The sequence below is a fragment of the Cupriavidus sp. C1SS-2L genome (genome assembly GCF_057073735.1).
The window spans coordinates 3,176,283-3,198,920 of record NZ_CP172708.1; the positions used below are offsets into that span (position 1 = coordinate 3,176,283).

General features: G+C 65.7%; 20 protein-coding genes. 10 read left to right on the plus strand and 10 right to left on the minus strand.

From position 1 onward, the window contains the following. Positions 1-9 precede the first annotated feature (9 nt). Positions 10-477, plus strand: coding sequence for an outer membrane lipoprotein (locus ACIGJG_RS14730; protein ID WP_140952121.1), 468 nt, complete (start codon positions 10-12; stop codon positions 475-477). Between the two features lie 278 nt (positions 478-755). On the opposite strand, the gene ACIGJG_RS14735 is transcribed toward ACIGJG_RS14730, so the two are convergent. After that, entirely contained in the window at positions 756-1,352 is a 597-nt protein-coding gene (locus ACIGJG_RS14735; RefSeq protein ID WP_011299018.1) for a histone H1-like DNA-binding protein, read from the minus strand. 1,512 nt (positions 1,353-2,864) lie between these two features. Between ACIGJG_RS14735 and ACIGJG_RS14740 the strand changes: the two genes are divergently transcribed. The 4 genes from ACIGJG_RS14740 to ACIGJG_RS14755 all read left to right on the plus strand — a co-directional run bounded on the left by ACIGJG_RS14740 (position 2,865) and on the right by ACIGJG_RS14755 (position 7,871). Next, on the plus strand, positions 2,865-3,338 hold the full coding sequence (locus ACIGJG_RS14740) for a DUF2147 domain-containing protein (RefSeq protein ID WP_140952159.1): 474 nt from the start codon (positions 2,865-2,867) through the stop codon (positions 3,336-3,338). Positions 3,339-3,544: 206 nt separating this feature from the next. After that, on the plus strand, positions 3,545-4,552 hold the full coding sequence (locus ACIGJG_RS14745) for a Bug family tripartite tricarboxylate transporter substrate binding protein (RefSeq protein ID WP_483672466.1): 1,008 nt from the start codon (positions 3,545-3,547) through the stop codon (positions 4,550-4,552). 358 nt (positions 4,553-4,910) lie between these two features. Then, the gene (locus ACIGJG_RS14750; protein ID WP_011299022.1) at positions 4,911-7,166 is read left to right on the plus strand and encodes a TonB-dependent receptor; all 2,256 of its coding nucleotides are present in this window, start codon (positions 4,911-4,913) and stop codon (positions 7,164-7,166) included. An 18-nt stretch (positions 7,167-7,184) separates the two neighbouring features. Further along, the gene (locus ACIGJG_RS14755) at positions 7,185-7,871 is read left to right on the plus strand and encodes a Fe2+-dependent dioxygenase (RefSeq protein ID WP_011299023.1); all 687 of its coding nucleotides are present in this window, start codon (positions 7,185-7,187) and stop codon (positions 7,869-7,871) included. Between the two features lie 81 nt (positions 7,872-7,952). Here ACIGJG_RS14755 and ACIGJG_RS14760 read toward each other — a convergent pair whose 3' ends face one another. Beyond that, positions 7,953-10,076 carry a TonB-dependent receptor gene (locus tag ACIGJG_RS14760; RefSeq protein ID WP_483672467.1) on the minus strand — a complete coding sequence of 708 codons (2,124 nt, stop codon included), beginning with the start codon at positions 10,074-10,076 and terminating at the stop codon, positions 7,953-7,955. Between the two features lie 150 nt (positions 10,077-10,226). After that, positions 10,227-11,105 (minus strand): LysR family transcriptional regulator, encoded by an 879-nt coding sequence (locus ACIGJG_RS14765; protein WP_220631038.1) that lies wholly within the window; start codon positions 11,103-11,105, stop codon positions 10,227-10,229. Positions 11,106-11,229: 124 nt separating this feature from the next. On the opposite strand from ACIGJG_RS14765, the gene ACIGJG_RS14770 reads away from it, so the two are divergent. Both ACIGJG_RS14770 and ACIGJG_RS14775 read left to right on the plus strand, forming a co-directional pair. Continuing rightward, positions 11,230-11,622, plus strand: coding sequence for a tautomerase family protein (locus tag ACIGJG_RS14770; RefSeq protein ID WP_011299026.1), 393 nt, complete (start codon positions 11,230-11,232; stop codon positions 11,620-11,622). 129 nt (positions 11,623-11,751) lie between these two features. Beyond that, positions 11,752-12,585 carry an aldo/keto reductase gene (locus ACIGJG_RS14775; protein WP_140952105.1) on the plus strand — a complete coding sequence of 278 codons (834 nt, stop codon included), beginning with the start codon at positions 11,752-11,754 and terminating at the stop codon, positions 12,583-12,585. 12 nt (positions 12,586-12,597) lie between these two features. Here the strand turns inward: ACIGJG_RS14775 and ACIGJG_RS14780 are convergent, their stop codons facing one another. Then, complete coding sequence (locus tag ACIGJG_RS14780; RefSeq protein ID WP_140952102.1) at positions 12,598-13,026, minus strand: hypothetical protein; 429 nt, start codon at positions 13,024-13,026, stop codon at positions 12,598-12,600. Between the two features lie 169 nt (positions 13,027-13,195). On the opposite strand from ACIGJG_RS14780, the gene ACIGJG_RS14785 reads away from it, so the two are divergent. The 3 genes from ACIGJG_RS14785 (at position 13,196) to ACIGJG_RS14795 (ending at position 16,503) form a co-directional block, all read left to right on the plus strand. Next, complete coding sequence (locus tag ACIGJG_RS14785) at positions 13,196-13,774, plus strand: BPSL1445 family SYLF domain-containing lipoprotein (RefSeq protein WP_011299028.1); 579 nt, start codon at positions 13,196-13,198, stop codon at positions 13,772-13,774. 93 nt (positions 13,775-13,867) lie between these two features. Beyond that, on the plus strand, positions 13,868-14,767 hold the full coding sequence (locus ACIGJG_RS14790; protein ID WP_011299029.1) for a recombination-associated protein RdgC: 900 nt from the start codon (positions 13,868-13,870) through the stop codon (positions 14,765-14,767). Positions 14,768-14,871: 104 nt separating this feature from the next. After that, on the plus strand, positions 14,872-16,503 hold the full coding sequence (locus tag ACIGJG_RS14795; protein ID WP_011299030.1) for an MFS transporter: 1,632 nt from the start codon (positions 14,872-14,874) through the stop codon (positions 16,501-16,503). Positions 16,504-16,518: 15 nt separating this feature from the next. On the opposite strand, the gene ACIGJG_RS14800 is transcribed toward ACIGJG_RS14795, so the two are convergent. The 6 genes from ACIGJG_RS14800 to ACIGJG_RS14825 form a co-directional block, all read right to left on the minus strand. Then, positions 16,519-16,962: a thioesterase family protein gene (locus ACIGJG_RS14800; RefSeq protein ID WP_140952096.1), complete on the minus strand. Its 444-nt coding sequence runs from the start codon at positions 16,960-16,962 to the stop codon at positions 16,519-16,521. A 110-nt stretch (positions 16,963-17,072) separates the two neighbouring features. After that, positions 17,073-18,428, minus strand: coding sequence for a BatD family protein (locus ACIGJG_RS14805; protein ID WP_483672468.1), 1,356 nt, complete (start codon positions 18,426-18,428; stop codon positions 17,073-17,075). Then, positions 18,425-20,059: a vWA domain-containing protein gene (locus ACIGJG_RS14810; protein WP_483673085.1), complete on the minus strand. Its 1,635-nt coding sequence runs from the start codon at positions 20,057-20,059 to the stop codon at positions 18,425-18,427. The genes ACIGJG_RS14805 and ACIGJG_RS14810 overlap by 4 nt, the downstream gene beginning before the upstream one ends. Beyond that, a complete protein-coding gene (locus ACIGJG_RS14815) occupies positions 20,059-21,081 on the minus strand; it encodes a vWA domain-containing protein (protein ID WP_483672469.1) in 1,023 nt (340 codons plus the stop codon). Before ACIGJG_RS14815 ends, ACIGJG_RS14810 begins: the two co-directional genes overlap by 1 nt. Next, positions 21,068-21,613 carry a DUF4381 domain-containing protein gene (locus ACIGJG_RS14820; RefSeq protein WP_483672471.1) on the minus strand — a complete coding sequence of 182 codons (546 nt, stop codon included), beginning with the start codon at positions 21,611-21,613 and terminating at the stop codon, positions 21,068-21,070. The genes ACIGJG_RS14815 and ACIGJG_RS14820 overlap by 14 nt, the downstream gene beginning before the upstream one ends. After that, positions 21,610-22,635 (minus strand): DUF58 domain-containing protein, encoded by a 1,026-nt coding sequence (locus ACIGJG_RS14825; protein ID WP_011299036.1) that lies wholly within the window; start codon positions 22,633-22,635, stop codon positions 21,610-21,612. The genes ACIGJG_RS14820 and ACIGJG_RS14825 overlap by 4 nt, the downstream gene beginning before the upstream one ends. Between the last annotated feature and the right edge of the window lie 3 nt (positions 22,636-22,638).

Below are 22,638 nucleotides of genomic sequence, written 5' to 3' on the forward strand. Positions count from 1 at the left end.
GGAATGAACATGAACAACAAGCTCCGAACCGGAGTCGTCACCATGCTTGCCGTGACCGCGCTGGTCAGCGGCTGCGCCACGGAATCCAACTCCAACAGCGTCTACTCGACCGGGCAGGCGCAGCGCGAGCAGACGGTCCGCTACGGCGTCGTCGAAGGCGTGCGCGACGTGATGATCCAGGGCAGCCAGACCGGTGCCGGCACGCTCGCCGGCGGGGCGATCGGCGGCGTGGCCGCAGGCAGCCTGATCGGCAGCGGCAACGGCTCCGTGGCGGCCGGCCTCCTTGGCGCGGTACTCGGCGGCATTGCCGGCAGCGCGACCGAAAACAAGGTCAACCAGCGGCGCGGACTCGAGATCACCGTGCGGCTCGAAAACGGCGAGATGCGCGCGATCACGCAGGAAGCCGACGAGCTGTTCCGACCAGGCGACCGCGTCCGGCTGCTGTCCTCGGGTGGCGTCACGCGGGTCACGCACTGATCGTTCCACGTCCCGGGTTTTGGTGAAGGCGCCGTATCCGCGAGGATGCGGCGTTTTTCTTTTGTGATCGCCCCCAGCGCAACCTCAGGCGGTGAACTGGCAAGGCGTCTCTGCTCGGGGAACCCCAAAAGAAAAACCCGCCGGGCAGCAGCCATCGGCGGGTGGGCAAGACTAGTGTCTTGCAGGCCGGATACGGCGTATCCGGCCACTATGGCACGCTATACGTGCCCGGGTGACCCCTTGCGGAAGTCGTAGTCCCCACTCTGTCGAGCGAAGACTTACGGACGGTTGCCCGTCGGGAACGGCCATGCGGCGGCCGGGTTCAGCGCGGTCTTGGCAGTGGAAGCAGGAGCAACGGCGGGCGCAGCGGCAGGGGCTGCCGCAGGGGCAGCCTTGGCCTTCTTCGCAGCCGGCTTCTTGGCGCCAGCCTTCTTCGCAGCAGGCTTGCCAGCGGACTTCTTCGCAGCAGCCTTCTTGGCCGGTGCAGCCTTCTTGGCAGCGGCCTTCTTGGCCGGTGCTGCCTTCTTGGCGGCGACCTTCTTGACTGCAGCCTTCTTGGCCGGTGCTGCCTTCTTGGCTGCGACCTTCTTCACTGCGGCCTTCTTGGCCGGTGCTGCCTTCTTGGCGGCGACCTTCTTCACTGCGGCCTTCTTGGCCGGCGCTGCCTTCTTGGCTGCAACCTTCTTCACTGCGGCCTTCTTGGCCGGTGCTGCCTTCTTGGCGGCTACCTTCTTGGTTGCGGCCTTCTTGGCGGCCGGTGCTGCCTTCTTGGCGGCTACCTTCTTCACAGCGGCTTTCTTGGCCGGTGCAGCCTTCTTGGCTGCCGGCTTGGCGGCCTTCTTAGCCGCCGGCTTCTTCTTCGCAGTCGTTGCCATGGATAACTCCTTCACTAGAGAGTGAATATCGAATGACCAAAGTTGGCGACCCGACCGACCCGAGGCGCAGCGTACTGCCGCTACCCCAGTCGAGCGAGCGATTCATCGGCGCACGGCTTTACCTCCGCCGCACGCTAATGAATTCGGTAGCAGGGCCGTCGCCGATAGCGACGCACTGGCGGCAAGGCGGCCCCGCAAGCGGGCTCCGGGCACTTGCCGCGCCCCGGAATATTCGATCGGCCCACGCCGCCCGTCGAGTCGGCGTGCAGCCAGCAATGAGGAGATATCGGACGGCTTGCCTGCGGTGCGGGCATGGCCTCGCGCACGGCAGACGGCATTCATCTTGAGGTAGCTGACCCATCCCGTCTCTGGGCCAAAGGAGACTGCACGCGTTTTAAGAAGCCGGTTCGGCTTGGTCTGCGTCAAAGTTCTCGTGCTCCTCAGCTACCTGCATCACTGTGTCACTGCATCGAAGCGCGCATCGCGCTCATCGTTCGATCTTGCTTCCTGCTTCGCTGCAATGAAGTGGGACTCTTGTCAAGGCGAATCATAATTCGTTTGCACGATGATGTTAAGAAAAAAGTGCAAAAAAACTTGCGTGCGCACGCATGTCGATCTAGTTCATGTGCGCCGCCTCGCGAAGACATCGCCGACACCATCGCGCGACGACGTCCGCATGCATCAACACACGACCTGTTCGACGATGCGAACACGCGCCACGACACGCGCGAATGCACGCTCTCCAACACCGCCGGACAGTCGCCTCGCGTCACGCGCGTCGGCATCGCAAAGACGGCTCGGCACGGCGCACGATCACGCGCAACGAACCTCACTCCGACTGGAAACCCGCATGAACAAAGGCTTTCCGGCAGGCGAAGCAAGACTGCGGCAAGCGTGTTCCGTTGCAGGCTCGGCCGACATGCGATCAGGCACCACGCCATCGCGACAGTCGCGCCACTACCAGTTCCGACACGCAACGCACGCGATGATTCACTCGCCGCGATGACGCGCGCGATGGTCCCGTGCATCGATGCCCGCGACGACGCGAGACAGTGATGCGTCAGCGCAACGATTTGCATCGGCGCAACAACTTGGCAGCGTTCGAAGCGTTGCGATCCGGCAAAGCTTTTGCAATGAACGCGCGTTGCGATGCCCGAAGGCAACGACCGGCTTGCATGTCCGCACGCGTCGACCGATGCCGTGTCCCCCGCGTTCGTCTGACAGCGGGACGCCGACAAGGCGTGCGATGCAGCCGCTTAGAGGAATGCTTCGGCACCTCGCACGACGCGCTTTGCTGCGATACAGAATTCCCGCAAACGGCGCGCGCATGCGGCTTTCGGAGAAGTGCGCGGCGGCATGCCCGTCGTTCGCCCGCCAGCGTGCCGATTGCCGAGCGTCTACCGCGCCAGTAGATTGGCGTGCATGCCTGACACCGCCGGACTGTGCGACACGCCACGCTGCACGGCTGCCGGCATCGCGCACAACAGCCACCACTACCCGAGAGGAGACTTCATGCACATTCATCCCCACGCCACCACCGCGCGCACGCTGCTGCGCGCCGGCATGTTCGCCGCCGCCATGGTCGCAAGCGCCGCGGCGCTCGCGCAGGCGACACCCGGCGGCAGTTGGAAGACCATTGACGACTCCACCGGCAAGCCGCGCGGACTGGTTGAGATCACCGAGAAGAACGGCGTCTACAGCGGCCGCCTGGTGAAGACATTCGTCGAGGGCGACGGCAAGCCCAAGGTATGCGAGAAGTGTACGGACGCGCGCAAAGACCAGCCCATCATCGGCATGACGATCCTGTCGGGCTTGCGCAAGACCGGCGACAACGAATGGAGCGGCGGCGAGATCCTCGACCCCGCGAACGGCAAGGTCTACAAGAGCAAGATGTCGCTGTCCGATGACGGCAACAAGCTCAACGTGCGCGGCTTCATCGGCATCAGCTTGCTGGGCCGCACGCAGACCTGGGAGCGCGAGCGCTGATCGTGCGAGTGGGTAGTCACGCATCACGGAGCGCTGTGCGGGCATCGCCGGCGACATGAGGCACCCCATGGCGAACCGCACCACGCACCGCATGACGCACCTTAAGCGAACTGACAGCGAGTCCGGGTAACATCGTCCGGCATCCGCACTGCACGGAGTCGTCGTCGCGCTGCGGACCGATCCAACAAGTCGAGTCGGAGACAACCATGCGACAGATCCCCGCCAGCCGAGCGCTGGTCCTTGCCTTGCCATCCGTTGCCGCGGCCGCCGCGGTGACCGCGATGACTTTTGCAGTCCTGCCCTCGCAAGTCCATGCCGCCGATGCGTGGCCAAATCACGTCATCAAGTTCGTCGTGCCGTTCACGGCGGGCGGTGCCAATGACCTGGTGGCGCGTGCCGCGGCCGATGCAGTCAGCAAGCGCCTGGGCCAGGCTGTCGTGATCGAGAACCGTCCCGGCGCGGGCGGTGTGGTCGGTGCCGACTATGTGGCCAAGAGCAAACCCGATGGCTACACGTTCCTCGTCGGCGCGGTCGGCACCGTGACCAACAGCCTGATCCGTACGAAGATGCCGTACGCGCCTGACGACCTCGTGCCGGTGTCGCTGATTGCGGTGAGCCCGTCGGTGATCGTGGCACCGCCATCGCTGCCGGTGAACAACCTGAAGGAGCTGATCGACTACTCGAAGAAGCAAGGCGGCGGCGTGAACTTCGCCACGGCGGGCAGTGGCAGCACGCCTCACTTCGTCGAAGAGATGCTCAAGGAGAAAGGCGCCGCGCTGACGCCGGTGCCATACAAGAGCGGATCGGAAAGCATCACCGCGGTGATGGGCGGACAGGTTGCCGCGACATCCGAAGCGAGCGTGGTGGTGCTGCCGCATATCAAGGCGGGCAAGCTCAAGGCGCTCGGCGCAACGTGGGACAAACGCATGACCGCCGCGCCGAACATCCCCACCACGGCCGAACAGGGCATGCCTGAAGTCCGCATCGGACACTGGGCCGGCATCTTCGCGCCCAAGGGAACCGATCCCGCCATCCTGAAGAAGCTGAACACCGAAATGACCGCGGCAATGCAGACGCAGGAAACGCGCGAACGGCTATTGCCCAATGGCATCGAGCCGGCCGGCGGATCGCAGGAGAGCTTCGTCGCGTTCATCAAATCCGAGCGTGAACGCCTGGGACGGATCGCAAAGAACGCAAAGATGAGCGCCGACTGAGAAATATTTTCAAACTGACTTCGCGGTCATTTTTCTGAATGTATTAGAACGGCCCTTCTTTCGACGGGCCGTTTTCTTTCATGGCGCCGCGCTGGCAAAACCCATGGGCGTTGGCTGGCGATCGATTATGGCGCTTTGTCCACTATTCTCGGCTTTTTTGTCTCATATTAGATACATCATAGACGGCCATATCTTGTCTGTGTCCTATCAGCAACGTGAATTGCAACGCAAATCATTCGCATTTATATTCTGCGAGCCCAAATCATTGCCCCCTTTGACCGCATTTCCGATTGCAGTGGATTCGCGCCGGCGGCCGCGCTATATGTGCCCGTAGCGGGGGAACAAAAACACCTGAGCCATGAACCGCCGCTTCCAACGCACCCCCCTTGCCACCGCGCTGATCGCCCTGTCCGCCGTCCCCGCTGCAACCCTCGCCCAGCAGGCCCCGGCCACAGCTCCGACGCAACAGGCGGCAGCCGCCACAACGTTGAAGGAGGTCGTGGTCTCGGGCGCGGCATCGCGCGACGACTTCAACGCCGGCAAGACCTCCCTCAGCAAGCTGCCTGAAGACCTCCACGATGTGCCTCAATCGGTCACCATCGTGAACAAGGCGTTGATGGAGTCGCAGGGCGTGAATTCGCTCGCCGACGCGCTGCGCAATGTGCCGGGCATCACCATCGGGGGCGCCGAAGGCGGCCAGATCGGCAACAACATCAACCTGAACGGCTTCTCGGCGCGTACCGACATCTACCTGGACGGCTTCCGCGACCGCGGCCAGTACTACCGCGACACGTTCGCGCTGGACCAGGTGGAAGTGCTGATGGGCCCGTCGTCGATGTTGTTCGGCCGCGGCTCCACGGGCGGCGTGATCAACCAGGTCACCAAGAAGCCGCAGCTGAAGGCCGCCACCGAAGTGACGGGCTCGGTGACCACGAACGGGCTGGTGCGCGCGACCGCGGACTACAACACGCCGACGGGCGAGACCTCGGCGTTCCGCATCTCGGCCATGGGCCAGGACGGCCGGCCGACCACGCGCGACGAAATGACGGTGCAGGACTTCGGCATTGCGCCGTCGTGGCGCCTGGGTATCGGCACCCCCACCGAAATCACCCTGTCGGCGCTGCTGCAGCACAACCACGACATGCCGGACTATGGCTTCTCGAACATCAACGGCCACCCGACCAGCGTCGACCGCAATACGTTCTACGGCTTCACCGACGATCGCACCAACCAGGACATCGCCGCGCTGAACGCCAGCATCTCGCACAAGTTCTCGCCGAACCTGCGCCTGCGCAACCAGACGCAGTTCAACTATGTGGAAACCGATGCGCGGGAAACCGCGCCGAACTCGGTCGGCTCGGTCAGCGCGCGAGGCTTCACGCCGCTGACCACCAGCGCCCTGCCGCTGGACCAGCTGTTTGTGCGCCTGCAGAGCCACGACCGCAAGATCCGCGACTATTCCATCTACAACCAGACGGAACTGACCGCTAACTTCGACACCGGCTCCATCAAGCACACGCTGCTGGTCGGCGCCGAAATTGGCCATGACGGCTACAACAACCAGAACTATTACCGCAACGGCAGCTGCAATGGCCAGCCGCTGGTCAGCGGCACGACCGCCGCGACCGTCGGTTACGTTGCCTGCGAGCCGGTAGTCAACCCGACGTACACCGCCTCGCCCGCCAATGCGCCTGCCAGCACCGGAAACCTGCAAGGAGGTTCGGCGAACACGATTGCCGCCTACCTGAACGATTCGATCGAGCTCACCAAGCAATGGAAGGCCGTGGCTGGCCTGCGCTATGACCGCTACATCGCGAGCGTCAGCAACTCGATCAATTCGTCCAACGACGCCGGCGCACCGTATTTCAGTACCGCACTGGCGAGCGCCGACCAGACCGTCAACTTCACCAGCGTGCGCCTCGGTGGCATCTGGCAGCCGACTGAAGCCCAGTCCTACTATGTGTCGTACGGCACTTCGTTCAATCCGTCGCTGGAGCAACTGGTCGGCACCGTGGGCCAGCAGAGCCTGGATCCGGAAAAGAACAAGTCGTATGAAGTCGGCGGCAAGTGGGACGTGATGGGCGGCGACCTGTCGCTGACCTCCGCGCTGTTCCAGATCACCAAGGACAATGCCCGCAGCCAGATCGACGCCACGACCTATGCGTTGTCCGGCAAGATCCGGGTAAAGGGCTTCCGCGCAGGCGCCACCGGGCATATCACCAGCAAGTGGCAGGTGTTTGCCGGCTATACGTACCTCGACGGCGAGATCATCAACGGCATCGCCGCGAGCACCACCGGCAAGGTACCGACAAACACGCCGAAGCACACCGCCACGGCCTGGACCAGCTATCGCTTCCTGCCGAACTGGGAAGTCGGCGGCGGCGCTTTCTATATGTCGGAGCGCTTTGCCAACAACACCAACACGGTCCAGGTGGGCAGCTTCGTGCGCTGGGACGGCATGATCGCCTACCATCAGCCCAAATATGATGTGCGCCTGAACCTGTTCAACATCTTCGACAAGATGTATTACGATGCGCTGATCCAGTCGGACGGCGGACGCTCGGTGCCGGGCACGGGCCGCACCGCCATGCTGTCGTTTACGTATCGCATGTAAGCAGGAAAGGAAAGCCTGATGCTGGTCGTCATCCCCCAGGTCCTCAACGCCGAACAGGTCGGCGCCGTACGCGAACGGCTCGAACATGCGGGCGAGGCCTGGGTCGATGGCCGGGTCACGGCTGGCTACTCGGGCGCGCCGGTCAAGTTCAACCAGCAGATCGACGAACGCTCCGACGTGGCGCTCGAGTGCCAGCGGCTGATTCTTGGCATGCTCGAGCGCAACCCGCGATTCATCAGCGCTGCGCTGCCGAATATCGTCTACCCGCCGATGTTCAACCGCTACAGCGAGGGCATGACGTTCGGCGCCCATGTGGACGGCAGCGTACGCATCCATCCGCATGACGGGCGCAAGCTGCGCACCGACATCTCCGCCACGCTGTTCCTGTCGCCACACGACAGTTACGACGGCGGCGAGCTGCAGGTGCAGGACACCTACGGCATGCACTCGGTCAAGCTCGACGCCGGCGACATGGTCGTCTACCCCGCCACCAGCCTGCACCAGGTCACGCCGATTACGCGCGGCACGCGCGTGGCCAGCTTCTTCTGGATCCAGAGCCTGATACGCGACGACACGCAGCGCTCGCTGCTGTTCGACATGGACAACGCCATCCAGCGGCTGAACCAGACCGGTGCGGACGAGGAAGCGCGCCGCACGCTGGTGGGCTGCTATCACAACCTGCTGCGGCAGTGGAGCGAGACGTAAGCCGAAAGTCTGGTCACGGAAGCGAAAAAAGGGCCGGGCGGTGAATCACCGCCCGGCCCTTTTTGCTGACCGCCGACTCGCTTACATCCGATAGCGAATCGTCGCCATCACGCTGCGGGGCGCACCCGGCATGTTCAGGTTCGGGTTATTGCCATGCGCCGAAACGATGTAGCTCTTGTCGAACAGGTTGTACAGGTTCAGCTGGGCTTCAAACGCGCCATGGCGGTACCACGCCATCATGTCGGCCGTCACGTAGCCGGGCAGCGTGACGGTGTTGAGCGGATCGGCGTAGCGCGCGCCTACGAGGTTCAGGCCGGCGCCCACGCCAAAGCCATACCCAAGGCTCTTCGTCAGCCAGACATTGCCTGAATGCTTTGGCGTGATCGTTGCGCGCTTGCCCTGCAGCGCGGCGGTCGACTTGGTCACTTCGGCGTCCAGGTAGGCGTAGCCCGCCAGGAAGCGCCAGCCGCTGCCCAGTTCCGCGGCACCCGAGATCTCCACGCCGTCGGTACGCTGTTCGCCGATCGGGATCAGCGCCGTATTGGTGGCATTGGCCACCTTGATATTGGTGCGCTCGAGGCGGAAGACCGAGACCGTGGCGCTGGCCTTGCCATCGAGGAAGTCATACTTGGCGCCCACTTCGGTGTTGTTGGTGGTTTCCGGGGCGAGCTGCGTATTGTTGGCCGCCAGCGCGAAGGCCTCGCCGGACGGCTGGAACGACTTGCTCCACGACACGTAGTACGACTGCGCCTTCGACGGCTGCCACACCAGGCCCGCACGCGGGCTCCAGGCATTGTCCGTGCGCGAAAGGTTCTGCAGCCCGGCAATGTTCTGCAGCGTTTGCTGCTCGAAGTGGTCGTAGCGCAAGCCCACCAGCGCCTTCCATTGCTCGCTGAACGTGACCATGTCCTGCGTATAGAACGCCAGGGTATTGAACACGCCCAGGTTGTTGGTGGTCGGCGTGCCCGGGGCCACGCGCGCCAGCGTCGGCAGCACCGGGTTGAACAGGTCGAAGCTGCCCGGCACAGGCTTGGTGTTGTTGACCTGGTTCTTGTTCTGCTGGCCGATTTCCATGCCGTACAGCAATTCATGCTGCATGCCGAAGACGCTGGCCTTCTGCGTCAGGTCGGTCTGGTTGAACCAGCCATGCTCTTCGCGGCCGACATTGCCGTGGTTCATCGTGAAGGTCTGCGCCGCCTCGTTGACCGCGCTAGTCAGCGTGTTGTTCCGGTCCAGCGAATAGTGGTAATAGCGCGTCGCATTGCGGATCGACCAGCTGTCGTTGAAGCGGTGGTTGATCGTGGCCGTGCCCGAGTACACACGCGACTGCGAGTAATCAGCATCGCGCGCATTGGCCGCGCCGTAGTAGCGCGATGCCGGCACGTCGACCGGCCGGCCCTTGTACGCAGGGATGCCGAAGTCGGTGACGCGACGATCCTCTAGATAGTCGGCCTGCAACAGCACCGTGGTCTCGGGCGCGATGCGCAGTTCGAGCGACGGCGCAATGGCCTTGCGATCGAGAAACTGCTGCGAGCGATAGCTGTTGGCCTTTTCCACGGCGCCCGTCACACGGAACGCAGCCGCGCCGTCGGCGAACACGCGGCCGACGTCGGCTTCCGCGCGTCGGTCGGCCCACATGCCGTAGCTCAGCGCGAAGTCGGTCACGTCGACGCCCGGCTTCTTGGTCACGCGGTTGATCAGGCCGCCCGAGGAGCCGCGGCCATAGAGCACAGCCGCCGGCCCCTTGATGACTTCGACGCGGTCCACGTTGGACAGGTCGCGGAAGTACAGCGCGTCGTCACGGATGCCGTCGACAAACTGGTCGGCAATCGCCGTGAAGCCGCGGATCGACACCTGGTCCCGCTGGCCGTCGCCAGTGGAGAACGACACCCCCGGCACGTTCTTCAGGGCGTCCTGCATGGAGTTGGCATGCTGGTCGCGCATGACATCGGCCGTGACCACGTTGACCGTCTGCGGCACGTCACGCAGCGGCGCCTCGGTCTTGGTCGCGCTGACGGTTTTGGACGGGTTGTAGCCAGTGCCAAGGTCCTGGCTGGCATCGGCCCTCACCGTGACCTCCGGAAGGCTTTGCTGGGACGGCGCGGCGACGCCGGCCTCCTGTGCGAGGGCGATGCCCGCGAGCATGGGCTGGCAGGCGAATACCGTCAGAACGGCACGGTGGACCGGATGCAGTTTAAGGCTCATTTCCCTGTAATTTTTTGTAATGCTTTCGATAAAATGCGAAGCATTATCATTTACAAGGAGCGGAGGCGTCAAATATGGGGATAAATGTCCTCTTTGGTATTCCTGGTAAGGCGCTCTCTACATCACAATCAGAGCCTGGCTCGGAGCTTGTCATCCAAATTGTTCTGCCAACGCATCGCGCGCTGCGGCGATGAAATCCGGTTCACCGCGCTTGGCTGGTAACAGGAAGAACTCCGCTTCCGGCAAGGCCGGCAGGCCAAGCCTGCGCTGGCTGGCGGCATCGAGAGGCGCCACGCCCGGGCCGATCGCCGACGCATTCAGGCACGAGAGGCCCAGCCCTGCAGCCAGAGCGAGATGAAGCCCCGCCACGCCCGAGGCCGAGTGCGCGATCTCGAACGCCCTGCGCTTGCGCACCAGCAGCTTCACGACAAACTGGTGCAGCGAGCACGAGTCAGGCAGCAACACCAGCGGCAGCGTCTCCGGCAAGGTGCCCGCCTCGCCCTGCGCCGTCACCCATGACAGCGACTCGCGACGCAGCAGGGTCCCGCGTCGCGCTGCCGCCTGGCCGCGCGTGCCGACGATACGCATGCTCAGTCCGATATCGAATGCGTCCATGTCAGCGCTCGCGTCGATCACGGCGCTTTTCATCACCGTGACGTGCAGGCGCAGCAGCGGATGGCGTTCGCGCAGGCGGCGCAGCATGCCGGCGATCTCCGCAGGCCGGAAATAGTCGGTCACCGCGAGCCGCAACTCCCCTTCCAGCACGCGGCCGCGCAGTTCCTGCAGCGCCATGTCGCTGAGCGCCAGGATGCGCCGCGCATGTTCCAGCAGGCGCGTCCCGGCAGGCGTCGGCACCGCGCCTTTGCGGCCGCGTGTGAGCAGCGGCACGCCGGCGCGCTCCTCGAGCTTGCGCAATTGCTCGCTGACCGAGGACTGCGACAGAAACAGCCGGGGCGCCGCCGCGGACAGGCTGCCGCTGTCGGCCACTGTGACGAAGGTGCGCAAGTGGTCCGTATCGAATCCGCGCATGGCGATCCTCCGTTGATTTCGATGATTCGGATAAACCGATGGTTCATATCGGAACTTCCTGCTTTTCCGATATTACACCGCCACCTACCATGACATCACCAACCCAACGAAACAGGAGCCAGCCATGCCCCACATCAACCTGCAGATCTCCGGCCAGCCCGACGCCGCCCTCACCCGCCGCAGCGCCGCCGCGGTGTCCGAAATCACGCAACGCGTGCTCGGCAAGAAGCCCGATGTCATCGCCATCGCGGTCCAGTACGTGCCGCGCGAGCAGTGGATCATTGGCGGCGAGGCGCTGTCTGATACCGGGCGCAATGCGTTCCATCTCGATATCAGCGTGACCGACGAGACGAATACCAAGGCGGAGAAGGCGGCCTACCTGAAGGCCGTGTTCGAGGCGCTGTCGGAGTTGATCGGCAACGTGCATCCGGTTTCGTATATCCACGTGATCGATGCGCGCGCGGCGGCGTACGGGTATGGCGGGCTGACGCAGGAGTATCGGCATCAGCATGGGTGAGCCAGTGCGCCGCCGGCGTATGGGCTGACCGGACATTTCCACGCTTAATCCAGGCCCGGCGTTCTTGTAGATTGGTAGCTTGTTAACTAGTCAGTGCGCGCATGCCAACGCGCTACGAGGATAGCCACCATGAAACATGTCACCCTGCCCGATGGCGAGCGCATACCCGCGCTTGGCATGGGAACGTGGAATATGGGCGAGAACCGCGCCGCGCGTGTCGAGGAAATCGCCACGCTGCGGCTGGGCCTGGACCTGGGCCTGCGCCTGATCGACACCGCCGAGATGTACGGCGAAGGCCAGTCCGAGGAGATGATCGGCGAAGCCATTGCCGGGCGCCGCGACAAGGTCTTCCTGGTCAGCAAGGTCTACCCGCACAACGCCAGCAAGCGCGGCACCGTGGCTGCGTGCGAGCGCAGCCTGCGGCGGCTTGGCACCGATCGTCTCGATCTGTACCTGCTGCACTGGCGCGGCGGCATTGCATTCGAGGAAACGGTGGAAGCGCTGCAGAAGCTGCAGCGTGACGGCAAGATCCGCCGCTATGGCGTGAGCAACCTGGACCTGTCCGATATGGAGGAACTGTGGGATGTCCCCGGTGGCGACCAGGTGGCGGTCAACCAGCTGCTCTACAACCTCACGCGGCGCGGCATTGAATGGGATCTGCTGCCGTGGCTGCGCGAGCGCCGCGTGCCGGTGATGGCCTACTCCCCGATCGAGCAGGCGCGGCTGGTGCGGCATCCGAAGCTCGTGCGCTTCGCGCAAGACAGCGGCATGACGCCGGCGCAGGTGGCGCTGGCGTGGCTACTTGCGCACGACGACATCATTGCGATTCCGAAGACCGGCCATCGCGAGCGCCTGCGCGAAAACCTGGGCGCGCTACAGCATCCGCTCACGCCGGAACAGCTGCAGGAACTCGACCGCCTGTTCCCGCCGCCGACTGGGCCAGGGGCGCTTGAAATGCTCTAGCGCCGGCGCGGCTTACTTGTTGTGCGCAACGTAGCGCTCGCGCTCGACATAGCGCGTCAGGTAGCTGCGCGCCTTCTCGCGGGTATCCGTCGTCACGCGGTCCGCCGCCTGGCGCGCGCCGGACTTGCCGTGCGACGACACCATTTGGCCATCCAGGTACGAACCGAACGCATCGTGCATGGCCTTCAGCTCGCCGTTGCAGGCGGCCAGTGCCGAGGACACCACCTCCTTCGTCTGGGCTTTGCCCGCGATGCCGTCGTCGGCACGGTGCTGCACGCAATCCATGTAGCGGGCGCGCAACGCTTGCCAGCCATTGTCGGCACTTGCATCGGCGTTGGCAGCGGCACTCGCATCAGGCGCCGATGGCTGCGACCCGCAGGCGCCTAGCAGCACCGCGACCAGCAGGATGGAGAGTTTGGGGGCTTGGAGGATCGTCTTCATGCGTCGGGACTGTACCGCAGCATGTCCGCCTTTGCCGGGCGAAAGTCGACCACACATCACAACATTAACAAATGGAAACGACTTCGACGTGTTGCATACGGTCCACCATTGGCCCAAAGGCGGTCGCGCACTATGCTTAAAAGTACACAAACAAGCAGAAGGAGATCGTATGAAGCGCCGCTCATTCCTCCAAACCAGTGCCGGCCTCGTGCTCGGCGGCTTGTCGCTGGCTGCCTGCACCACCACGGGGCCCGATGCGCCAAGCGACAAGGCCGCGCGGCGGCGCGAACTGGACTCCGGCGTGGATGCCACGCTCAGCAAACTGTACGGCAGCGTCAATGGCTCGCGTGACCTGGCCAACAAGGCGCGCGGCATCCTGGTCTTCCCGAAGACGCTCACGGCGGGCTTCGTGGTCGGCGGCGAGTATGGTGACGGCGCGCTGCGCTCGGGCGGTGCCACGCGCGGCTATTACCGCCTGATTGCAGGCTCGGTCGGCTGGCAGATCGGCGCGCAGTCCAAGTCCGTCATCCTGATGTTCCTGACGCAGGAGGCCTACGACAAGTTCGTGCGCAGCAACGGCTGGACCGCCGGCGTGGATGCCACCGTGGCACTGGCTACGGTCGGTGCCAACGGCGTGCTGGACACCAACACCGCGCAGAGCCCGATCGTCGGCTTCGTCATGACCAACGCGGGCCTGATGGCCGGGCTGAGCCTCGAAGGCAGCAAGATCACCAAGCTCGACCTGTAGCACCAACCACATCAACCGGCCGCCGTGTCGACCGCTTTTTCCGGCGGCGCGGCGCGACCGGATAGAATTCGTCCCTTTGGCCGAATTCCTCCCATGTGGTTCAAGAACCTGCAGCTCCACCGTTTTTCCGCTCCATGGTCGCCCAGCGCCGACGAAGTCGAAGCCAGCCTGGCCAAACATGCCTTCTTCCCCGGCACCAGCCTTGAAATGCAGACGCAGGGCTGGGCTTCGCCACGCGACAACGGCCAGCTGGTGCACGCCGTGGGCCGCCAGATGTTGCTGACGCTGCGCACCGAAAAGAAGCTGCTGCCCGCCACCGTGGTCAACCAGGTCACCAAGGCACGCGCGGCCGAGGTCGAGGAGCAGCAAGGCTACAAGCCGGGCCGCAAGCAGCTGCGCGAACTGAAGGAGCAGGTCACCGAAGAACTGCTGCCACGCGCGTTCAGCATCCGCCGCGACACGCGCGTGTGGATCGACCCGGACAATGGCTGGCTCGCCATCGACGCCGCCAGCACAGCCAAGGCCGACGAAGTACGCGGCATGCTGTTCAAGGCACTGGACGCGCTGCCGCTCGCGAATCTGCACGTGAACCAGTCGCCCGTCGCTGCGATGACGGACTGGCTGTCGACCGACGTCGCTCCCGCCGGCTTCACCGTCGACCAGGAAATCGAGCTGCAGTCGGGCAGCGAGAGCAAGGCCACCGTCCGCTACGTCCGCCATCCGCTCGACGCCGAAGACCTGCGCCGCCATATTTCCGGCGGCAAGCGCTGCACGCGCCTGGCCATGACCTGGAACGACCGCGTGTCGTTCGTGCTGACCGATTCGCTGGCGATCAAGCGCGTAGCACCGCTCGATGTGATCAAAGAACAGGCCGACGGCACGGTCAGCGACGAAGACGAGCGTTTCGACGCGGATTTCACGCTGATGGCCGGAGAACTGGCCGGCATGCTCGGCGACCTGACCGAAGCGCTTGGCGGAGAACGCAAGGCCTGAGGCCTGCCTGCCCCACCGATCTGAAAACTTTCGACGGCCGCTCCACGCGGCCGTTTTATGTTTAGCCTTGAAGTTGCCCCACACGCCCTTTTCCGGAGCTACACGTGGACAACTCCAAGGCTTCGCCTTCTGGCGCCCCATCACGCACCGGCGCCCCGGCTGCGGGCCCCTTCTCCTATCCTGCGTTCACGGTGCTGTGGATCGCCACGGTGCTCTCGAATATCGGCACCTGGATGCATGACGTCGGCGCCGGCTGGCTCATGACGTCGCTCGCGCCGTCGCCGGCGTGGGTGGCACTGGTGCAGACCGCGACGTCGCTGCCGGTGTTCCTGCTGGCGCTGCCAGCAGGGGCGCTGGCCGATATCCTCGACCGGCGCAAGATGTTGCTGGCGGTGCAGATCGTGATGGCCCTGGTCGCTGCGGGCCTCGGTGTGGTGGTGTTGCTGGGTGCGGCCACCCCCGTGCTGCTGTTGCTGTTCACGTTCGCAATGGGCGTGGGAGCCGCCATCACGGCGCCGGCCTGGCAGGCCATCGTGCCGAGCCTTGTCCCGCGCCAGGCGCTGCAGCAGGCGGTGGCCACCAACAGCGTGGGTATCAATATCAGCCGCGCCATCGGCCCTGCCCTGGCGGGCTTCATCATTTCCGGCATCGGCGTGGCTGCGCCCTTCCTGATCAATGCCGTCAGTTTCCTGGCTGTGGTGGCCGCACTCGCGTGGTGGCGCCCGCCTGCACCGGCAGAGCGCCGGCTGCCCACCGAAGACCTGCTCGGCGCCATGCGCGCCGGCGTGCGCTTCGCATGGCATAGCCAGGCGCTCAAGGCCACGCTCGCGCGCGCGGCAGCCTTCTTTCTGTTCGCGAGCGCCTACTGGGCCATGCTGCCGTTGATCGTGCGACAGGTGCTGGCCGGGGGCGCCCAGCTCTACGGCGTGCTGCTTGGCTGCGTGGGCGTTGGCGCGGTGCTGGGCGCGCTGGGATTGGGCCGGCTGCGCCAGCGGCTCGGCCCCGACAGCGTGGTGGCGCTGGGCACCATGGGTACTGTGGTAGCGCTGTTGCTCTTTGCCACGATCCACAACCCCGTGGCAGCCGGTGTGGCGAGCCTCGTAGCAGGCGCCTCATGGATTGCCGTGCTGACCACGCTCAACGTGTCCGCGCAGACATCGCTGCCGGAATGGGTGCGCGCACGCGGCCTGTCGATCTTCGTCACCGTGTTTTTCGGCTCGATGAGCGCAGGCAGCATCGTCTGGGGCCAGACCGCAACGCACTTCGGCATCTCCGCCGCGCTGCTGATCGCGAGCGCCGGCGCGGTGCTGGCCATCGCGCTGACGTGGCGCTACAAGCTGCAGCAGGGCGATTCTTCGCAACTGGCCCCGTCCATGCATTGGCCAGCGCCGACGGTCAGCGATGAAGTCGCGCACGACCGCGGCCCGGTGCTGATCACGATCGAATATCAGGTACGGCCCGAAAACGCGGCACGCTTTGTCGCCACGCTGGACGAACTGAGTCAGGCCCGCCTGCGTGACGGTGCTTTTTCATGGGGCTTGTTCGAAGATGCCGCGCAGCCGGGGCGCTACGTCGAATGCTTCCAGGTCGTGTCGTGGCTGGAGCACCTGCGCCAGCATGAGCGCGTGACGCTCCATGACCGCGATGTGCAGGAACGCGCGCTGGCATTCCACAGCGGCGCGCAACCGCCAGTGGTATCGCACTTCATCGCGCCGCAGACACCGCCGGCCGCGTGATGCTGAAGCGATCCCTCAGTCGATCCAGTTGACCTTGGGGAAGCGGTCCGCAAAGCCGGCCGGCATCGCCTTCACTTTCTTCTGCTGGTAGTCGAAGAACACGAAGCCGGACTTGGCCATGGCGATCAGCGCGCTGTCCTGCGGGCGCGTGATGCGGAAGATGATGTCGCCGCCGTACTTGTTGAAATCCATCACGCCGACTTCGAACAGCAACTGGTCGCGCGCATGCGCTTCATTGCGGTACATCGTGGCCAGGTCCGTGACGATGATGCCAAGGCCTTCGACCTGATCGCCCACACTGCCGAACTCGTACAGGAAACGGGCGCGCGCCTCGGAGATCATCGAAATCATGGCGTCGTTGGCCAGGTGATTGGCCGAGTTGATCTCGGTGACACGCACAGTCAGATGGGTCGAATAGCAGAACTGGTCGGCAGGAAGGTCGAGCTGAAGACGGGCCATGGCGGCATCGAGCAAAGTGGAAGGAAAACCGCCGCCAGTCACGGGATCATGGGGGGTGCGGCGGCGAGGCGCCCATCATAGTCGATCCGGCCTGTTCGGCCAGCCCCCGCTCAGGGGTTGAGCGGCGGCAGTGCCGCCGGCGTGGCTCGGTGCCTGGAGATGTGCCGGCGCGCAGCGGCATATTTCGGCAGGACTTGCGCGAGCGCGCTGCCGGACCACTGTCCGTGCCCGGCATCGGCGCCGAACAGGTGCCGCTCCAGGGCACCGACGGCCGCGATCACAGCCTGATCGTCCGTGCCGGCGGCCCAGTCCGACGGCGCCTTGCCCGACGCGGTATTCGACCACGCGCCCAACGCGCGGTATGCCGCTGCGGCGTCACTGGCGCGGCAGGCCTGTAGCAGCGCCGCCAGGCGCGCCTCGCTGCTGGCTGCGCGGGCGCTGCGCCGCGCCGCCAGTGCCCGCCGCCACCGCGCCACGTGCGGACGTGCCCAACGCAGCAGCAGCCATGCAAGCCCCAGTACCACCGCACCACCGGCGGCCCATCGCCACAAGCGCCGCGTGGTAACGCCTTCGCCGGGCAGCGCCGCCGCATGCGGACCGGTCGGCAAGAGGCCTGACAGCCTCGGCGCGGATGCCACTTCCACCTTTACCTCGGGCGCTTCCGATTCGCCGGGCTGGCGCGTGACGGGATCGAACCATTCGACCTTGACCGCGGGCAGCGTATAGGTGCCGGCATGCTCGAACACATAGGTGATGCGGTCCGTGCGCCTGCCGCCCGTATTGCCCGCGCTGTCTTGTGCGGCGTCGCTGAGCTGCGGATCGCCCGCGAACACGCGCACGCCGGACGGCGCCTCGAGCTTCGGCGGCCGGATCATCATGGCCTGCGTCTGCGGCGCGAACGTGGTGATGGTGCGCACCAGCGCATCGCCAGCGTGGAACTGCGCCTGCGCGCCGTTGACCGGCCGGTCGAAACTCTGCGTGACGTTCAGGCGTGCCACCGGCAGTGTCGTGCTGACCGCGGTACCCGCAGCCCCAGAAGCGTGAATCGTGGTGGCCGGCAACGTGACCTTGCCTTGCTGCGGCTTGCCGTCGTCGCCCGCGTAAGTGAAGGCAATCGACACCTGCGGCAACGGGAAATCGCCGCCCTGCTCCGCCGCGAACAGATACGTCTTCTGGATGCCGGCATAGCTCACGCCGTCGATCTTCTCGACCGTGTTGAGGCCGCGGTCATCCGGCATGGTCACGATCGCGCCGGGCACCTGCAGCGTCGGGAAGACCGGCGCCGACATGAAGAAGTTGGGCGCCAGGATCGTCACCTCGACCGGGATCTGCTGGCCCGGCATCACCGGCTGCTTTGCATCGACCTTGACGCGCACCACCGGCTCGGCCGCCAGCGCGAGGGCGCAGGAAAGCCACAGCACAAAGCCGGCCAGCCAGTGCCCGATATCGCGCCTTGCCCGCATCATGGCTTGTCTCCGGCGGACGGCTGTGCCTGGCTCTGCTGCAGCGCGAACTTGCGCTGCAGCAGCTCGGTCGGCGAGGTCTGGATCGCACGCATCCAGGTCTCGGCGCTCTGGACCGCACCCATTTCCGTTTTCTTGCCTTCGCCCTCGGGCGGCTTGGACTCACGGTCATACTTGACTTCGTCAGGCTTGATGTCCGGCGGCTCCTCGCCTTCCTTTGGCTTGTCCGCCTTCGCGGCCAGCTTTTCCATGAGCGCGAGATTGGCCGTCGCCGCCGGCCATTGCGGACGGCGCTTCAGCGCCTGCCGATAGCGCGCCGCCGCGTCCTTGTACTTGCCAAGGTGCGCCAGCGCATCGCCCTGGTTGAAGTCGCTCTCGGGCGAATCGACGAGTGCGAAGCTCTGCACGGCCTTCGCGTACTGCCCCGCGCGGTACTGCGCCACGCCGCGCCACATGGGGTCGTCGAACAGTGCGGCGGCGCCGGCAAAATCGCCACGCTCGAATGCCAGCCGGCCCTGCTGGTCATGCGTGAGCCACAGGTCGGCGAAGCGCCACGCAGGCGGTGCAGCGTCCGGTGCGGACGCTTGCGCGCGCAGTTCCTGTTGCGGCGCGGCCAGCGCCATCGCCAGCAACAGGCCGGTGATCCAGCGCACGGTCCAGCCCTTGCGGAACCACAGCACGCCGAGCAGCGCGATCGGGATCGTGAGCCACCAGCCTTCATCCTTCCAGCGCGAGTTCTCCGCCGTTTGCTTCTGCGCGAGATGCGACTGCACATGGCGCTGGACCCAGGCCACGTCATCGTCGCTGTCCGGTGTGAACGTGGCCACCGGCACGCCGGTGTCGTCACCAAAGCGCTTGAGTGCAGCCGTGTCCATGCGCGAGAACACGCGCACGCCGTCCTTTTCGACAAAGCCCACGGATCCGCTGCGCAGCGGGCCACCGCGTTCGGTGCCAATCGCCAGCACCACGGGCTGGCTGCGCCCGCCGCTGGCCTGGGCCTTGAACGCGCGCACGGCGGCTGCCTCCATGCTGTCGGTCAGGAACAGGATGGTTCCCGGTACCTCCTCATGCGCGAGTGCGGCGTCGATGGTGCGCAGCGCGAGCGCGGTGTCCTTGCCGGGCGCGGGCATGATCCGTGTCTGCAGCGCATCGACAAAGGTCTGCAACAGCGTGGCGTCGTCAGTCAGCGGCAGCACCAGGTGCGTCGAGCCCGCGTAGGCCCAGATCGCCGTGCGTCCGCCGTCGCGGCGCGCGAGCAGCGCCTTGACCTTGAGCTTGGCGCGCTCGAGCCGTGTGGGCGTCACGTCGATCGCGTCCATGGTTGGCGACAGGTCGATCGCGATGGCCAGCGGCGCCTTGTCGTCGAGGAATGGCGGGCGCTCACGCTCCCATGCCGGCCCGGCCAGTGCGATGGCGCCGAATGCGAGCAGCAGCGCGGTCAGGTGTACGGGCCGGATCGCCAGCCGACGGCGCTCGCCGACCATCAGCGCATCGAGCAGATGCGGGGCGATGGCGTCGCGCCAGCGCCGCCGGACATCGCCGCGCCGTTGCACGGCCCACACCAGCAGCACCGCCGGAATCAGCACGAGCAGCCACCACGGGCGCAGGAAATGGAATGCCGCGGGCGCCTGCATCACGGCTCCTCCGTGGCCGGCTGCGGCGCATTCTGCCGGCGCGGCCGCGACAGCCAGGCCGACCAGATCGCCATGATGAGTTGGTACACGAGCACCACACCGATCGCCGCACCAAGCGGCCACATGAACAGCTCGCGCCGCGGCCGCCATGACAGCGTCTTGTGGTTGTGCGGCGTGATGCGGTCGAGCGTCGCGTAGATGCTTTCCAGGCTGTTCTGGTCCGCACCGAAGAAGTAACGCCCGCCGGTCTGCGCCGCCATGCGCTGCAGCACGCCGAGATCGACGCGCTGCTCGCCCTCGGCGGACGGATCGCCGATGCCGATCGTATGCACGGTCACATGCCGCTGCTTCGCGATATCCGCCGCGCGCTCGGGCGGCATCTTGCTGGCTGTGTCATTGCCATCGGTGAGCACGATCAGCACCTTCTCCGGTGCCTGGCTCTGGTCGAACATCTTGATGCCGAGGCCGACCGCATCACCCAGTGCGGTACTGGGTCCGGCCATGCCCGGCAGCAGGTCGCGGATCATGGTCTGCACGAGCGCGTGGTCCAGCGTGAACGGCGCGAGCGGATACGGCGCATCGCCAAACACGATCAGGCCGATGCGGTCGCCGGGCCGGCGCGCCACGAAGCTGCTGACCACCTCGCGCACCGCCTGCACGCGCGGAATCAGCGCGCCGGACGGGTCACGGAAATCGCGCGTGTCCATGGATTGCGACAAGTCCAGCGCAAGCAGCAGATCGCGCACGGGCTGCGTCTTTTCGATCGGCGCCTCCAGGAACTGCGGCCGCGCCAGCGCGGTCACCAGCAACGCCCATGCGAGCGGCGCCAGGATGCGCTGCAGCCAGTTGCTGCGTGGCACGACGGCGCCAGCCGCCGGCTCCAGGCCCAATGCGCTCGCCACCTCGCCGAAGAAAGGCAGCCGCACTGAAGGACTTTCCTCGCGATACGGCGGCAACAGCCACCACAGCAGCAAGGGCAGCGGCAGCAGCACGAAGAGCCACGGATATTCAAACTGGTACATGGTGACCGGCAATCCATTGCTGGCAGGCGGTGGCCGTGGCCGTTACCTGGGTTTCCGGCCACTGCGCCAGCGCGGCGGCATCGCGGTACTGCGCGTCGTTGACGAGCGCCGCGAGCGTCGGCACGGCCGCGCCGGCCTTGCCCGCGTTGGCCTGCAGGAACTGCACCCACTCCGCGCCCGCCATGCTGGCCACCTGTGCGCGCGGCCATGCCGCCAGCGCGGTGCGCTTGAGCAGCTCGGCCATGTCTGCCAGCGCCTGCGCGCGCGCGGCAGGGGAAGCTGTCATGCCTGCGCGCAGCCGCGCGAGTTCGGCCAGCGCCTCGCGGCGATAGCGGTTCGCGCGATAACGGCGCCACCAGCGCCAGGTTGCAAACACCAGCAGCGCAAGCACGATCGCACCAGCCACGGGCCAGCCGATGGTCTGCGGCCGCCACGACGGCGGCGCCGGAACCGCCACATCGGCCAGTGTCTGGAGTTCGCCGGAGATCGTGGCGCTGTCGGGCTCAGCCGTGCTGCGCACGAGGTCCGTCATTGCTGCTCTACCCGTGCGCCGCGAACGCGCGTTTGACCTTGCGGTGCGGCCTGGCCCAGCAGACGACGCAACTGCTGCGGAGTCTCCTCAGCCGCCGACAACGGCAGCAGCGGCACGCCGATGGCGCGATGCCAGTCCATGAGGCTGCGGCTCTGCGTGTCTACGAAATCGGCGATGCCCTTGCGCGTGGATGCCTGGCCGAAGCCGAGTTCGACCTGTAATTCGCCGTCACTGACCACGAGATGGCCGGAGTCGGGGAGTTCCAGCAGGAACGGGTCGTACACCAGCATCGTCAGCACGTCGTTGCGCGCGCACATCGACAGCATCAGGTCGCGCGTGGTCGCGTCATGCCCGTCAAAGTCACTGATGACGATGACGAGGTGGTCGTGCCGCGCGAGCCTTGCTGCGCGCTCGAGCGCGGCGTTGAGCTGACTTGCGCCGCGCCGTGCAGGAGCATCGGCGCGTAGCGACTGGTTATGTCGCGCGATCTCGCCGAGCAGGTGCTCAACGGCCTGCCGGCTGCGGCGCGGCGCAAGCTCGGTGCATTCGTTGTCGCCGAACACGAGCCCTCCGACGCGGTCGCCCTCGGACAGCACGCGCCACGCCGCCAGCGCCGCAGCCTCTGCGGCCACGACCGACTTCATCGCGCGGCGGCTGCCGAAGAACATGTTGATGCGCTGGTCCACGAGCAGCAACACGGGACGGTCCTTCTCCTCGCTGTACACGCGCACGTGCGGCTTGCCGGTGCGCGCGGTGACGCGCCAGTCCATGCTGCGGATATCGTCGCCGGGCAGGTAGCCGCGCAACTCTTCGAAGGTCAGGCCGCGTCCGCGCACGCGCGACGCATGCCGGCCGGCGAGCACGCTGTGCACCGGCTGGCGTGGCAGGAAATGGAAATCGCGTGCGGCGACCTCGAGCGCAGCCAGCGTCGCGGCATCGACGCTGACGCCGGGCTGCACGCGCTCCTGCGCAGGGCTGGCAGCCACGGGCGAACGGGCGAGCGATGCGAGATGGGACCGCATAAT